Below are 13,729 nucleotides of genomic sequence, written 5' to 3' on the forward strand. Positions count from 1 at the left end.
GGCTACACCGTATCGTGACCCTCGGTGGCCAGCTCGCGTAGCAACTGGCGCAGGCCGGCGGGTTCCTGCAGCAGCTGCAGCACCTGGGCCAGGTATTCGGCTTCGGCTTTCAGGTGGCGCTTTAGCTGCCGGATTTCCTGCTCGCGCTTTTTGCCGGTGGTGGCACCGAAGCCATTCTCGCCGTATTGCAGCACCTGAATCCGCTGTTTCAGCTCGGTTTGCTGCTGTTGCAGGGCCTGGGTATAGCGGGCCAGCAGGGTGTCGTCGGTTTGGTTAGCGGGGGCAGTTTCGGCCAGCAGCTGGAGCAGCGTATACAGGTCGTTGGCCTCGTAGGCCTCCGTGATGCGCTGCATAAGCTGGGTGCGCTGCCCGTGGGTGCTTTCGTCGCGGCTCAGGTCGGGATGATGGGCGCGGGCCAGCTGGCGGTACAGGGTTTTGGTGTTGGCCAGCAAGGCCTGCTCCTGGTTTCGTCCGGCCTGAGCCGCCGCTTCTTCGGCCCGCTGCTGCTTGCTTTTGCGCCGGGCCCGGGCCGCCTCGGCCGCCTGCTCGTGCGGCGCCTGCCCGGCCGCCGCTGGCGGTGGGGGCGTGGCCACTGCGGGCACCTTTTCCTCGTCCTCCTCATCGGTATCATCGGTGCGGCGGCGCGGCGCGTACTTGCGCAGCATCTCGGCCGCATCTTCCCCGAACCGGTCCTGCAAGGTGCGGGCGTTGCCCAGCAGCAGGGCCGTAATCTGCTGCTCCTCCAGGCGGCTGAAATAGCCCAGCAGCAGGGCTTCTTCCAGCGGGACAAATAGCGCTTGCCGGGCCTGCACTACCGTGTTGGCGGCTGGACCCACCTGCTGCCAATAGCGGCGGCGCGCCTCGGCCTGGGCCGCCTGTAACTCGCGTAGCCGCTGCCGTAGCCCCTCTACCCGCGCTACGGCCTCGGTAAAGGCCTGCTGGGCCGGCGTCCCGGGGGCAGCAGCTGGGGCAGGAGTCGGCAACGAGTTAGCGGCCGGCAGGTCGGTATAAGGGTTGTGCAGGTGCATAGGAAGGCGCAAGGGCGTAGTAAAAGACAAAAGTACTGTCATCCTGCCCTTCGCTCAGGATGACAGGCTATTTATTAAGCTGCTCCACTAGCCCCACAGCTCAAATGCCGTCCGGAAGGTGTTGCAGTGCGCGTCCACAATGTCGGCGAGGCGCTCGGAGTAGCCGCCGCCCATGCACACGGCTACGGGCAGGCGGTGCTGGTGGCAGAGGCCAAGCACGTACTCGTCGCGGTGGCGGCAGCCGGTTTGGGTGAGGGCGAGCTTGCCCAGCTTGTCGGTGGCCAGCACATCGACGCCCGCCAGGTAGAACACGAAGTCGGGCTGCACCGCGGCCAGCAGGCGGGGTAGCGTTTCGCGCAGGATGCGCAGATACTCCGCGTCGCCGGTACCCAGGTCCAGGGCCACATCCAGGTCCGACTGCTCCTTGCGCAACGGGTAGTTGGCCCCGGCGTGCATTGAGAACGTGAACACGCGCGGCTCGCGGGCAAAAATGCTGGCCGTGCCGTCGCCCTGGTGCACGTCTACATCCACCACCAGCACCTGCCGGGCCAGGCCATGATGCAGCAAATGGGCGGCGGCAATGGCCACGTCGTTGAGCACGCAAAACCCCTCGCCCCGGTCCCGAAACGCGTGGTGGGTGCCGCCGGCCAGGTTTAGCCCCACCCCGTCGCGCAAGGCCCGCTTCGCCGATTCGAGCGTGCCGGCCGAGCTGCTCAACGAACGGCGCGTCAGTTCCGGACTCTGCGGCAGGCCCAGGCGGCGTACCTCGGCCGCGCTCAGCTGCTGGTCGCGGATTTTGTGCCAGTACTCCAGGGAGTGTACCCGCAAAATATCTTCCTCGGGGCAGAAGCCGGGGTCGTAGAAGTCGGGCTCGGTGGCCACGCCCTGCCATAGCAGCTGCTCCCGAATCAGGCCGTACTTAGCAATAGGGAAGCGGTGGCCGGCGGGCAGCGGCAGCGTGTAACGGTCGGACGTAGCGAGGCAGGGCATAAGCAGAGGCACAACGCGGCCCCGGGGCCGTAGGTTTTACTGTTCTTCCCGGCTCAGCCGAAAAGGGTGCTGCTGTAAGGCGAGGTGATGACTGAGGGACATTCTCTCTCCAAATTCGATGCTGAGCACCGCGGGGCTTTTGCTCCAGTAAAGCCTGCTGAATTCGGTTGTGCCTGCCTTTACACCGCTATAGAATAAATTAAATGATTCTAAATAGAATTAATAAACGGTATTTATACTATCAGAGCCCCTTTTCAATAGCAATCGATAAAAATATACACAAAATATAATTGGTAAGCGTTGCAATTGAAAAAATAACTCCGCTATCTTTGTCCCGTTCGGGAGCAACAACTGCCCCGAACTAACACCGCCTCTCTGCCATGCGCCGCCACGTCACTCAATATCAGCCAATGCTCAACTCGCTGGATCGGAAGATTCAGCCGGGGTTCGGCGCGCCAGCTCGCAGATGAGGTCTTAGATCAGCCATCCGCTTACGCAAACGCCCGAATCTACCCAGATTCGGGCGTTTTCTTTTTCATCCACTTTCTATTTATCCCCTGTTATGTTCCTGCTCACCATGAATCTGCACGCTGGGCCGCGGCCCCTTGCCGCCCTCGGGTGGCCTGCCGCCCGCCCGGTGCCCACTGCCTCGCAGTCCTCCTTCCGGAAAGCCAAACGCTTCAGCTAACCAGTCCCTCGCCGGACCACGCGAAGCCCGTAACCCAAGTTGTTTTCTTGTAAAATAATTCGTAAAAAAGATACGAATACGGGAAAATATTGCCTAAAAATTTCGGCCGGATTTACTTGATTATAATCAATTTTGCGATTGAAATAATCGGGCGGGAACAGTGTGTCCGTTCTTTTGAAAAATCATGAAACCAATTCGTCCTACCGGCCCCCGCGGCCTTCCGTTTTTGCCTGCCGTTCCGTTGCAGAGCGGTCCTTTTCAATGTCCAATCGCCATAAAACTCTCTCGGCCCAGGCCCAGGTCGCCCAACGGGCCGTAGCCGTGCTGGCCCACCGTTTCGCGGGCCGCAAATGGCCCCTGGCCCGCCAAATCAAGTACCTGCATACCTGCACCTCGGTGGCCGACGTGCACGCCGTGCTGGAGCCCGGTTCGGTGCCCGCGCTGCTCTATGTGGAATGCCTGCACGGGCACTCCCAAACCGAGCGTAGCCGTTCGCATGCCGCTCTACAAGCACTGCTGGCCTGCCAGACCGACATCCTCAGCCGGCCCGAGCTGGTACCCGCCGTGGCGGCCATCTGCCGACTCTATCACTACCGCCGCCGCGAGCTGAGCGCCTGGCAACCCCAGCGCCGCAACGCTTTCCGGCAGCTCTACAGCCTGGTGCGCTACCTCTTCGATGAGTTCGGCGATGTGCCCGGCTGGGTGGTGGAAGCCTGGGCGACCGGCCAACTCACCCAGCATGGCCTGGATCTGGCCCGCCTGACGGTGCACCTGGGCAGTGGCCAGTCCCTGCGCACCTTCGCGGGGCTGCCGGTGCTGCTCACCCGCCGCCTGGAGCACGCCCTGCGGCAGGCTCCCTGCGAGTACCGCTTCTTGCAGGCCCTGCGCTACGCCCAACTCGCCGACCTCGGGGCCCTAGCGCTGCTGGAGCCGTTGCTGGCCACCCGCCTGGGCCAGGAAACCGGCCCCGATGATGCCTTCTGGCTGACGGTGGTGACCTTCTTTCGGGATGCTCCGATGGTGGACCCCTGGCAGTTCGGGCCGGTGTGCGACTGGATCCATCAGCGGCGCACCGTGGGCACCGACGGCGAGCCGCCCCAGCCGGGCTTCTCGCTCAAGGGCCGCCGGATGGATTCGGTGCTGCGCCTGACCACCAGTTGGCACCGGCGCACCCACCGCGCCCGCACCTACTGGGGCTACGGGCTGTCGTTGACCACCACCTGGGCCGGGCTGCCGATTGCGGATTTCGAAGCCTACGGTACGGTGTGGGTGCTCATTACCCAAGTGCTCGGCTACGGCCAGCTGCTGGAGGAAGGCAGCACCCAGAAGCACTGCGTCTCGTCGTACGCTTATTCCTGCCTGCGGGGGCGTTGCGGCATCTTTTCGCTGCGGCTGCACGGGGCCCGCGCCCTCACTGTGGAAGTCCGGGCCAACCGCCAGATAGTTCAGCTCCGGGGGCGGGAAAACCGGGCGGCCACCGAGCAGGAACGGTACTGGCTCACCCAGTGGGCCACCGAAGCCGGCCTCAGCTTTCTGTCCGGAGCCTGATATGTCACCCGCATCCTCATCCCCAAAGGCAGTCCGATCTAAACCCCGGCCGGCCGATATTCAGGCATTCATCAACTTTCTGCTGCCACTGGCCCCGGTCCCGGCGGCCGGAAACCCGGAAACCCGGAAACCGCCTGCGTCGCGCTTCCTGCAGGTAATCTGTCAACGCTAAATTCTCCCACCTCATGCGCTTTACCTACCCACCAGATCTTACAGAAAGCAGCAACGCCAGCGGCCACTCGTGGACTGGTCCGTTGCCGACCGGCGGGCGTCAGTGCTGGTGCCCGCCAAGGGTTGGCTTTTTCTACCAATAACTACTCCTAAAAAAACCAAGAAAATGGCTTCTCAACTACGCGGCAACGACCTTCGTCAACTGGGCTTCCCAGAAGGTCGGGCCATCGGGCTCGCGCTGGCCCAATTACAGCGCAAACACCTTAAGCGCCTCTCCCAAACCGAGCAGCTGGTGCTGCTACGGGCCTTACTCGACGCGCCCACCAACTTCCTCACCCACCTCGACTGGAGCCATACGGCCGCCGCCCTACTGCCCGCCCCCAGCCGCCACATTACCCTCGCCGAGCGCAAGGACTACGCTGTGTTCGGGGCCGAGCACATCGAGCCGGGGGCCATTCATCAAATGGAAACGGCCATGAAACTGCCCGTGACGGTGGCCGGGGCGCTCATGCCCGATGCCCACCACGGCTACGGCCTGCCCATCGGGGGCGTGCTGGCCACCGACAACGCCGTCATTCCTTATGCCGTGGGCGTGGATATCGGCTGCCGGATGGCGCTGTCGGTGTTTGCGCTGCCGCCTAAGCACCTGGAGCAGCGGGTGCAGGAGCTGCGCAAGCTGCTGCTCGACAACACCCGGTTCGGGGGGCGCGACGTGTTCCGCCGGGGCCAGCACCTCGACCACGCGGTGCTGAGCCGGAGCGAGTTCCAGGACATTCCCTTCCTGCGCAACAAGCTCGACACGGCAGCATCTCAGATTGGCTCCTCGGGCGGCGGCAACCACTTCGTGGAGTGGGGCGTGGTGGACATCACCGACCCCACCAATGAAATGGGCGTGCCGGTGGGCCAGTACCTGGGGCTGCTCTCGCACTCCGGTTCGCGGGGTATGGGCGCGGCTATTGCCAACCATTACACCAAGCTCGCCAAGGATGTCTGCCAGCTGCCCGGCGAGGCCCAGCACCTAGCCTGGCTCGGCCTCGATACCGAAGCCGGCCAGGAATACTGGGCCGCCATGAACCTAGCCGGTGACTACGCCTCAGCCTGCCACCACCAGATTCATCACCGCCTGGCCAAAGCCCTCGGCGAAAAACCCTTGACTAAGGTCGAAAACCATCACAACTTCGCCTGGAAAGAGTTTTTGGCCGACGGTCGGGAAGTGGTGGTGCACCGCAAAGGCGCCACGCCGGCCGGGGCGGGCGTGCTGGGCATTATTCCTGGCTCGATGACGGCCCCCGGCTTCATTGTGCGGGGGCGGGGCGAGGCCCTCTCGCTGAGCTCGGCCTCCCACGGGGCCGGCCGGGCTATGTCGCGCACCCGGGCCAAGGCCGAGCTGGGCGAAGCCGACCTGCGCCGCTACCTGCGCCAGCACCAGGTGGAACTGCTCGGCGGCGGCCTCGACGAAGCTCCCCAGGCCTACAAGGACATCCGGCAGGTGATGCAGAGCCAGACCGAACTGGTAGACGTGCTGGGCTCTTTCACCCCGCGCATCGTGCGGATGGAAGGAGCCGTGTAGGTTCGTATCTCAAAAAGCAGCGGTGGCTTCAAATGGGCCGTCGCTGCTTTATTGGGTTGTTGATAGTTGCAACAAGCTCCATACCGCAACACGCCTTCTCTGCAAGGAATGAATGAGTGACAGCCAAATGCCCGCCTACCAAATTAGCGGTAGGCGGGCATTTGGCTGCCGCAGCTTTTTAAGGCCCTAAGCCGCGCCGGCGGCTACCAGTAGCGAAGCCCTATCATCTTCCTCACCCTGGCTAGCCGAAGCCAGACTGAAATAGAAGTCCGGACGGACTATCGGGGGCAATTGTGCTGATGTCGCCCTGAAGCACATGAGTGCCTTTTTACTTTGTAAACAGATTTCAATAAAAGCTGCCCGGCAGCCCCAGTTTTAAGCACGACTGTATTCAGTGAGCCTGCCTTCCGGCAACGCTCTTCTTCAGCTCGCAGCTACCGGAGCCAGCACCAGTACGCCATCACCAACCCGAATTATTCCGCCCTGAATGATGCGGGCAGTGAGGCCGCCGTGGCCGCGCATGGCATTGTAGCCGCCGGGGCCCAGTTCCTCCTCCATACGCGAGCAGGGGTGGCACTCGCCGGTGATTTCGAGAACAACTTCGTTGCCGATGCGGATGTGCCGGTTTTTAAGGGCCAGCAGATTCAGGCCGCTCACCACCAGGTTACGGCGCAGGCGGGCCGGGTCGAGCGGGGCGGGCAGGCCCAGAAAGCCCGCTACCGCCGCCAGGTGCTCGTGCTGGATGAGCGTGATTTGGCGCTTGCCGCCGGGGCGGGGGCGGGCGTGGTCGCCCAGTAGGTGGCGGTCAGTCTCCGCTTCGGCCTCGGCCACTACCTGCATGGCTTCGCGGCGCACCGGGCGCAGCCCAATCCACTCGATGCGGCCCTGCTGGGGCAGGGTGCCAAGCAACTTGGCAATGGTCGATTTATCGTCGCCGAAAAAAGGGAAAGGCATCTTTTAAGTTTAACAGTTGCGAGGTAGGGGCGGGGGAGGATTTCACTCTGTGACCTAAATCACAAACCTAAAAAATCCCAGCCGGCAATCGATTTGGCTACTAGGTAAGCGGCCCCGGCGGCCAGCGAGCCGACGCCGGCCATTTTAAGCGCCCCCCATAGGGGCGGCTGGCCGGTAAGGCGGCTGCGGAAGTAGCCGAAAACCAGCAAGCATACCAGCGTAATCAGCGCCGACCACACGAGGCCCGCGGTGGGTGTGGCCGTGAAAAAATAGGCGCTCAGCGGAATCAGCCCGCCCACCACGTAGGCCCCGGCAATAGTGAAGGCGCTTTTAGGCGCCTGGCGCGGATCGGGCTTTTCGAGGCCCAGCTCGTATTTCATCATGAAGCGCACCCACTGGTCGGGGTCGGCAGTCAGCTCGCGCACGGCCAGGGCGCGGGTGCTGGCCGACAGGCCGATTTCGGCCAGTAACTCATCTACCTCGGCGCGCTCAACGTCGGGCACATTAGCTACTTCCTCGTATTCGCGCTTCAACTCGGCATCGTAGTGCTCCACCTCGGTGCGGCCAGCCAGGTAGCCACCCAGCCCCATGGCAATGGAGCCGGCTACAATTTCGGCCAGGCCCGCCGTGATGATGAGGCCCGAGGAGGCCACGGCCCCACTCAGGCCGGCGGCCAGCGCAAAAGGCACCGTCAGGCCGTCGGCTAGGCCGATAACAATATCCTGCAGCACGGCCGAGCTGCTCAGGTGGGTTTCGTCGTGCGGATGCGAGTGCGCCATATAAAACGGTTGGGGGAGTGGCTAAAACATCAGCCGGATTGCTAACCTACGCTACTGTCCTACGTATGTTAAACCAACCGGGCGGATTCGTGCCGGCTTTATTTTCTGACTTTTACTGACCTTCTATTATGGCCAAATCCAGCGCCAACGCCCCCGACAAAAAAACTAAGAATAACGATCAATCGGGCTCTGGCTCGACGCCCAGCGTCCAGCCGGTACTCAACCAGCAGTTCGACGCGCCCAAGCCGCTCCAGAAATATGGCACGGTATCGCAGCGCCTGCCCATCGGCCTCGATGAGAAAACCCGCCAGCAGAGCGTGACCAACCTCAACCAGATGTTGGCCGATACTATGACGCTGCGCGACATGTATAAGAAGCATCATTGGCAAGTGGTAGGCCCCACGTTTTACCAGCTGCACCTGCTCTACGATAAGCATTACGAGGAGCAAAGTGGGTTGGTCGACACTATTGCGGAGCGCATCCAGATTCTGGGCGGTGTGGCAGTAGCCATGGCCCATGATGTAGCCGAGCTGACATCCATTCCGCGCACGCCCCGCGACCGGGAGGAGGCACCCATCCAAGTGTCGCGCCTACTCGAAGCACACCAGATTATTCTCAAAAACAGCCATGAGTATGCCAAGCAGGCCGATGACGCCGGCGACGACGGTACCAACGATGTGGTGGTAAGCGACGTGATGCGCACCAACGAGTTGCAGGTGTGGTTCGTGTCGGAGCACGTAGTGGATACGCCCTTGGCTCGCGCCGAGTAAGTCCAGCCACGCACGATAGATTAGAAGAAAGGCTTCTTCCCGCAACGGGAAGAAGCCTTTTTTATGCGGTTGGTGGCGTGGGCAGGCCGCCCCGATGCCGGCGGTGGCGGCGGCGCTTCTGCTGGTGGTTTTCCTCGGCTTCCTCTACTGAATGCGTCCGGCCCAGGTCGTGGTCTTTGCGGGCCTTTTCGGCCAGCAGGCAGAAATACTTGTGAAGCATGTTGATTTCCTCCTCCGAAAAATCCTGCGCGTTGATGAGGCGGTTACTGGCCCCTCTATGGGCCGCCAGCAGCTCGTTAAGCTTGAGGTGGAGCACCAGCGAATCCTTATTCTGGGCCCGCTGAATGAGAAACACCATCAAAAAGGTAACGATAGTAGTGCTGGTGTTGATGACCAGCTGCCAGGTTTCGGAGTAGTTGAACAGCGGCCCCGTGGCGGCCCAGGCCAGCACCGTGCCCAGCGCCAGGCAAAATGCCGCCGTGCTGCCCGACCAAGCCGTAACCCCTGCGGCAAACCGGGCGAATAAGTGCGTTGTGCCCGCCGGAGCTACGGAAGAAGGAGGGAGCATGCGAGCAGAAAAGGGCAGGAGTAGCTATAAAAACGGTGGCAACTATTAAATATAGCCCTATTAAGCGAATGCAAAACGAAATTTTTAGTCCTGACAATGAGCACTGAGCGGTATCCTGCGGTATTATCTGACGTAAAAAAATGCCCCGCACTTGCACCCTGACTTCCGACCCCCTACTTTTGTCATCGATTCGCCGCCTCAACGAATCCAGAGGCTTCGGCTTTTGAAAAAGAAAGAGTGCTTGCCAACAACTGCGCACGTGGTGAAACTGGTAGACACGCCATCTTGAGGGGGTGGTGCCTTCGGGTGTGGGAGTTCGAATCTCCCCGCGCGCACTCTAATAAAAACCCCGCTTCGGCTTGCGCCGGAGCGGGGTTTTTGTTTCCGGCGGGAGCAAGTAGCGCAAGTCATTCTTGGGCAGAGTGTCTCTTCCTTCTGACCTTATCAAGGGCAGATAAACCGCAAAGCCCCTGACGCCAACACGGGCATCAGAGGCTTTGTGCTTACTCCAAATTCGTCATATCGGAAAGAGCAGACTGCTTCGCTCCACTCATCACGACAAAACGGTTTGCTTATTTATCAACTCGCCTCTATTCCCACTCAATCGTGGCCGGTGGCTTCGAGCTGATGTCGTACACCACGCGGTTGATGCCGCGCACCTGGTTGATGATGCGGTTACTGACTTCGGCCAGAAAGTCGTAGGGCAGATGGGCCCAGTCGGCCGTCATGCCATCCACGCTGGTCACGGCGCGCAGGGCCACTACCTGCTCGTAGGTGCGCTCGTCGCCCATTACACCCACGCTCTGGATGGGCAGCAGCATTACGCCGGCCTGCCACACCTCGCTGTAGAGGTTGTGCTCCTTGAGGCCGTTGATGAAAATGGCGTCGGCGCGCTGCAAAAGGTCCACTTTGTGGGGGGTGATGTCGCCGAGAATGCGGATGCCCAGGCCGGGGCCGGGGAAGGGGTGGCGGTGCAGAATGTTGACCGGCAGCCCCAGCGCCGCGCCCACCTCCCGTACCTCATCCTTGAACAAGGCCCGCAGTGGCTCCACAATCTTGAGGTTCATCTTCTCGGGCAGGCCGCCCACGTTGTGGTGGCTCTTGATGGTCACGGCCGGCCCATTTACCGACACCGACTCAATCACATCGGGGTAAATCGTGCCCTGGGCCAGCCAGCGGGCGCCTTCTACTTTCTGCGCCTCCTGGTCGAACACCTCGATGAAGGTACGGCCGATGGCCTTGCGCTTCTGCTCGGGGTCGGTGAGGCCTTCGAGGGCCTTATAAAACTCGGCGCTGGCGTCCACGCCACGCACGTTCAGGCCCAGGCCGCGGTACGATTCGAGCACCTCCTCGTACTCATCCTTGCGCAGCAGCCCGTTGTTCACGAAAATACCGTGCAGCCGCTCGCCAATGGCGCGGTGCAGCAGCAGCGCCGCCACGCTCGAATCGACCCCGCCCGACAGACCCAGAATCACCTGGTCCTGCTCGCCAATGGTGGTTTGCAGCGTGCTTACCATGCTGTCTACGAAGTGCTCAGGCGTCCAATCCTGGGCGCAGCCACACACGTCCACCACAAAGTTGCGCATCAGCTGCTTGCCGTCGGTCGAGTGCGTTACTTCGGGATGGAACTGGATGCCGTAGGTCGGCTGACCCTCAATTTCGTAGGCTGCTACGGCCACATCGGGCGTGCCGGCAATGGCCAGAAAGCCTGCCGGCAGCTCTTTAATTGTGTCGCCGTGCGACATCCAGACCTGCGAGCCGGGCTGTAGGCCGTGCAGCAGCGGGTGGTGCTGGTTGATGTGGGTGAGGCGCGCGCGGCCATACTCACGAATGGTGGCCGGCAGTACTTCGCCGCCCTGCTGGTGGGCCAGCAGCTGCGCTCCGTAGCAAACGCCCAGCACCGGCACGTTGCCCAGGTAGGCGCTCAGGTCGGGGTTGGGCGCGGTAGCGTCGCGTACCGAGCAGGGCGAGCCCGAAAGCACAACGCCCCGGATATCCTCAGTGAGGTCCGGGGCGTGCGTAAACGGGTGGATTTCGCAGTAAACATTCAGCTCCCTAATGCGCCGGGCAATGAGCTGGGTGTATTGCGAACCGAAATCGAGGATGAGAATTTGTTCAGGCATAGGCAAAAGTAGCGCACCATTTCCAGACCCGCCGCACCTGCGCCTCCTTTTTTAGTCGTCGCCCCGCCCCGCGCGGCGGACTTGCCGCCGGGCAACACGGCCCGCCAGCGTAGCCCGGCAGGTTAGTTGAGAAGAGCGAAAGCGTCCAAATAAACCCAGGAAAGAAGGCTATGGCAAGTGCCGGCTAAAATGAAGGTGCCTGATTTTCTTGCTGATACCTGATCAAATAGTAAAATTGCGGTTGCAACCGCATAATCCGGCAAAACTGTGCCTACCTTTGCATCGGCGAGTCAGAACGACCAGCTCCTACTAAATTCCCCCAGGACCGGAAGGTAGCAAGGGTAGGTGGTTGAGCGGTGCGATTTTGGCTCGCTTTTTTTTGGCCCACGGATTAGCGCGGATTTTTTCGGATTGCACGGATTTTGTAGCCGGACCGATCTGCCCGTCGCTGACCTAAGTACATAGTTTCAGGAAAACATAAAAGGCGGCCTGTTTGGGCCGCCTTTTTGTTTTTGCGTACTTTGCGCCGCCGGCCGTTGCCGGCTTCCGGAGGCAGAGCGGCTCGTTCCTGAAATCCGTGAAATCCGTTAAAATCTGCGCTAACTCGTAATCTGATGAAGTTTTTTATCGACACCGCTAACCTCAAGGAGATTCAGGAAGCCGTAGAGCTGGGCGTGCTGGATGGCGTAACCACCAACCCCTCGCTGATGGCCAAAGAGGGCATCCGGGGCACCGATGCGGTGATGAGCCACTACAAGCAGATCTGCGAAATCGTGGACGGTGATGTATCGGCCGAGGTAATTGCGACCGACTACGAAGGCATGATCCGCGAGGGCGAGGCCCTGGCCGAACTGCACCCCAACATCGTGGTGAAAGTGCCCATGATTAGGGAGGGCGTGAAGGCCATTCGCTACTTCTCCGACAAAGGCATCAAAACCAACTGCACGCTGATTTTTTCGGCCGGGCAGGCCCTGCTGGCCGCCAAAGCCGGTGCTACGTACGTGTCGCCCTTCGTGGGCCGCCTCGATGATATCGGCCACGACGGCCTGCAACTGGTGCAACAGATTGTGGATATTTTCAGCAACTACGGCTACCCTACCCAGGTGCTGGCTGCCTCGGTGCGCCACGTACCCCACCTGCTTCAGTGCGCCGAACTGGGTGCCGACGTGGTTACCTGCCCGCTGAACGTTATCACGGGTCTGCTCAACCACCCGCTCACCGACAAAGGCCTGGCTACTTTCCTGGCCGACCACAAAAAGGTGAACGGGTAATTGGGGGTTAAAAGTGAAAAATTAAAAATGGTACGTCAGCATGGGTTGCGTGAACAGCAATTGAAGCTGTTTACAAAGTCTGGGGGCGCTCATGCGGAGCTTACCGAAGTATCGCTACTGCTTCGTCGGACGACTGCGACGAAGCGGTAGCGATACTTCGGCAGGCTCCGCATACCAATGCCTTTGCTGCTAGCGACCTGATCAACAGCTTCATTTTTAATTTTTCACTTTTAATTTTTAATTCAAGAAATGTACATCATCAAAGTAAAGGGCAAGGCCAAAATTCCGGACTACATCCAACTCCGGGACCAGGATTTTGTGCTCATTGCCTACTTCCGGGCCGACCGACCGCTGAAGGATTTGCACCGTTACGGCCTCGAAGGCAAGGAAACCGAGCTGGCGGGTGTTATCAGCGGCCTTGAATTCGGCCGGCTGCAGAAGCTGGAAATCTAGGCTTTAGATAGTAGGCGAGGTTTTTTAAAACCTCTTTCCCAGACTCAGACTCCCAGACTATGACCGTTATTGAGCTGCACGACGCCTACATTATGCAGGACGTAAACACGGTACTGCAAAAAGTGACGTTTGCGCTGGAAAAGGGTGAGTTTGCCTACCTGGTAGGCCGCACGGGCTCGGGTAAAAGCTCGCTGCTGAAGACATTGTACGCCGACTTGCCGCTGCCCGCTGGTACCGGCTCGGTGGTGGGCTTCGGGTTGCCCCGTAGCATGGGCAGCAGCGGCAGCGACAAAGTACCGTATCTGCGGCGCAAGCTGGGCATCATCTTTCAGGACTTCCAGCTGCTTTTCGACCGTTCGGTGGCCGATAACCTGCTGTTTGTGCTCAATGCCACTGGCTGGAAAGGCAAGGCGCGCAAGCAGCAGCGCATTTCCGAAGTGCTCATGCGGGTGGGACTGGCCAGCGTGGCCGGCAAAATGCCCCACCAACTGTCGGGGGGCGAGCAGCAGCGCGTAGTAATTGCCCGAGCCCTGCTCAACGAGCCGTTGCTGCTGCTGGCCGACGAGCCCACCGGTAACCTCGACCCCGATGTGTCGGACAGCATTATGAAGCTGTTCGTGGAAATCAACAATGCTGGCACGGCCGTACTCATGGCTACGCACAATTACCAGCTCATCGAGCAGTACCCGCACCGGGTACTGAAATGCGAGCAGGGCCAACTAATTGACTCGGCTGTTACACCATTTGCCCTGAGCTAATCCTGTTCGGCCCCAAAAAACCGCTGGTACTGACAACCAATTGGCCCGCCCGGGCCTC

The 13,729-nt window shown here is 60.8% G+C and carries 12 protein-coding genes, 1 tRNA gene and 1 other RNA gene; 8 read left to right on the plus strand and 6 right to left on the minus strand.

Translation table 11 applies throughout. From position 1 onward, the window contains the following. Nucleotides 1–2: 2 nt before the first annotated feature. Together BLW21_RS01035 and BLW21_RS01040 are read right to left on the minus strand one after the other, a co-directional pair. Complete coding sequence (locus BLW21_RS01035) at nt 3–1,040, minus strand: J domain-containing protein (protein WP_139255036.1); 1,038 nt, start codon at nt 1,038–1,040, stop codon at nt 3–5. 75 nt (nt 1,041–1,115) lie between these two features. Next, complete coding sequence (locus tag BLW21_RS01040) at nt 1,116–2,018, minus strand: histone deacetylase family protein (RefSeq protein WP_092736986.1); 903 nt, start codon at nt 2,016–2,018, stop codon at nt 1,116–1,118. 949 nt (nt 2,019–2,967) lie between these two features. On the opposite strand from BLW21_RS01040, the gene BLW21_RS01045 reads away from it, so the two are divergent. Next, the gene (locus tag BLW21_RS01045; protein ID WP_092736988.1) at nt 2,968–4,254 is read left to right on the plus strand and encodes a PcfJ domain-containing protein; all 1,287 of its coding nucleotides are present in this window, start codon (nt 2,968–2,970) and stop codon (nt 4,252–4,254) included. Between the two features lie 337 nt (nt 4,255–4,591). Continuing rightward, nucleotides 4,592–5,995 carry an RtcB family protein gene (locus BLW21_RS01050; RefSeq protein ID WP_092736990.1) on the plus strand — a complete coding sequence of 468 codons (1,404 nt, stop codon included), beginning with the start codon at nt 4,592–4,594 and terminating at the stop codon, nt 5,993–5,995. Nucleotides 5,996–6,418: 423 nt separating this feature from the next. Here the strand turns inward: BLW21_RS01050 and BLW21_RS01055 are convergent, their stop codons facing one another. Both BLW21_RS01055 and BLW21_RS01060 read right to left on the minus strand, forming a co-directional pair. Then, the gene (locus BLW21_RS01055; protein WP_092736992.1) at nt 6,419–6,949 is read right to left on the minus strand and encodes an MOSC domain-containing protein; all 531 of its coding nucleotides are present in this window, start codon (nt 6,947–6,949) and stop codon (nt 6,419–6,421) included. Between the two features lie 59 nt (nt 6,950–7,008). Further along, the gene (locus tag BLW21_RS01060) at nt 7,009–7,728 is read right to left on the minus strand and encodes a VIT1/CCC1 transporter family protein (RefSeq protein WP_092736994.1); all 720 of its coding nucleotides are present in this window, start codon (nt 7,726–7,728) and stop codon (nt 7,009–7,011) included. Between the two features lie 128 nt (nt 7,729–7,856). On the opposite strand from BLW21_RS01060, the gene BLW21_RS01065 reads away from it, so the two are divergent. Then, the gene (locus tag BLW21_RS01065) at nt 7,857–8,498 is read left to right on the plus strand and encodes a Dps family protein (protein ID WP_092736996.1); all 642 of its coding nucleotides are present in this window, start codon (nt 7,857–7,859) and stop codon (nt 8,496–8,498) included. 61 nt (nt 8,499–8,559) lie between these two features. Here BLW21_RS01065 and BLW21_RS01070 read toward each other — a convergent pair whose 3' ends face one another. Next, complete coding sequence (locus BLW21_RS01070; protein ID WP_092736998.1) at nt 8,560–9,066, minus strand: low affinity iron permease family protein; 507 nt, start codon at nt 9,064–9,066, stop codon at nt 8,560–8,562. Nucleotides 9,067–9,319: 253 nt separating this feature from the next. Here BLW21_RS01070 and BLW21_RS01075 point away from each other — a divergent pair. Continuing rightward, nucleotides 9,320–9,401 (plus strand) — tRNA-Leu (locus BLW21_RS01075). A 255-nt stretch (nt 9,402–9,656) separates the two neighbouring features. Here the strand turns inward: BLW21_RS01075 and guaA are convergent. Next, entirely contained in the window at nt 9,657–11,189 is a 1,533-nt protein-coding gene (guaA, locus tag BLW21_RS01080; protein ID WP_092737000.1) for a glutamine-hydrolyzing GMP synthase, read from the minus strand. A gap of 282 nt (nt 11,190–11,471) precedes the next feature. Here guaA and ffs point away from each other — a divergent pair. The 4 genes from ffs to BLW21_RS01100 all read left to right on the plus strand — a co-directional run bounded on the left by ffs (nt 11,472) and on the right by BLW21_RS01100 (nt 13,671). Beyond that, nucleotides 11,472–11,568, plus strand: an RNA gene (gene ffs, locus BLW21_RS01085) — signal recognition particle sRNA small type. Between the two features lie 235 nt (nt 11,569–11,803). Beyond that, a complete protein-coding gene (fsa, locus tag BLW21_RS01090) occupies nt 11,804–12,460 on the plus strand; it encodes a fructose-6-phosphate aldolase (RefSeq protein ID WP_092737002.1) in 657 nt (218 codons plus the stop codon). Nucleotides 12,461–12,709: 249 nt separating this feature from the next. Then, nucleotides 12,710–12,913 (plus strand): fructose-6-phosphate aldolase, encoded by a 204-nt coding sequence (locus tag BLW21_RS01095; protein WP_092737004.1) that lies wholly within the window; start codon nt 12,710–12,712, stop codon nt 12,911–12,913. Between the two features lie 59 nt (nt 12,914–12,972). Continuing rightward, nucleotides 12,973–13,671, plus strand: a complete 699-nt coding sequence (locus BLW21_RS01100; protein WP_092737006.1) for a cell division ATP-binding protein FtsE — start codon at nt 12,973–12,975, stop codon at nt 13,669–13,671. The last annotated feature ends 58 nt before the right edge of the window (nt 13,672–13,729 follow it).

The organism is Hymenobacter psychrophilus, assembly GCF_900107135.1.
Classification (GTDB): domain Bacteria; phylum Bacteroidota; class Bacteroidia; order Cytophagales; family Hymenobacteraceae; genus Hymenobacter; species Hymenobacter psychrophilus.

Bases quoted from the DNA above. Each gene is read 5' to 3' on its own strand.
- guaA (WP_092737000.1), bottom strand. From the start codon at position 11,189: ATGCCTGAACAAATTCTCATCCTCGATTTCGGTTCGCAATACACCCAG.
- BLW21_RS01070 (WP_092736998.1), bottom strand. From the start codon at position 9,066: ATGCTCCCTCCTTCTTCCGTAGCTCCGGCGGGCACAACGCACTTATTC.
- BLW21_RS01055 (WP_092736992.1), bottom strand. From the start codon at position 6,949: ATGCCTTTCCCTTTTTTCGGCGACGATAAATCGACCATTGCCAAGTTG.
- BLW21_RS01095 (WP_092737004.1), top strand. From the start codon at position 12,710: ATGTACATCATCAAAGTAAAGGGCAAGGCCAAAATTCCGGACTACATC.
- BLW21_RS01040 (WP_092736986.1), bottom strand. From the start codon at position 2,018: ATGCCCTGCCTCGCTACGTCCGACCGTTACACGCTGCCGCTGCCCGCC.
- BLW21_RS01060 (WP_092736994.1), bottom strand. From the start codon at position 7,728: ATGGCGCACTCGCATCCGCACGACGAAACCCACCTGAGCAGCTCGGCC.
- BLW21_RS01065 (WP_092736996.1), top strand. From the start codon at position 7,857: ATGGCCAAATCCAGCGCCAACGCCCCCGACAAAAAAACTAAGAATAAC.
- BLW21_RS01045 (WP_092736988.1), top strand. From the start codon at position 2,968: ATGTCCAATCGCCATAAAACTCTCTCGGCCCAGGCCCAGGTCGCCCAA.
- BLW21_RS01100 (WP_092737006.1), top strand. From the start codon at position 12,973: ATGACCGTTATTGAGCTGCACGACGCCTACATTATGCAGGACGTAAAC.
- BLW21_RS01050 (WP_092736990.1), top strand. From the start codon at position 4,592: ATGGCTTCTCAACTACGCGGCAACGACCTTCGTCAACTGGGCTTCCCA.
- fsa (WP_092737002.1), top strand. From the start codon at position 11,804: ATGAAGTTTTTTATCGACACCGCTAACCTCAAGGAGATTCAGGAAGCC.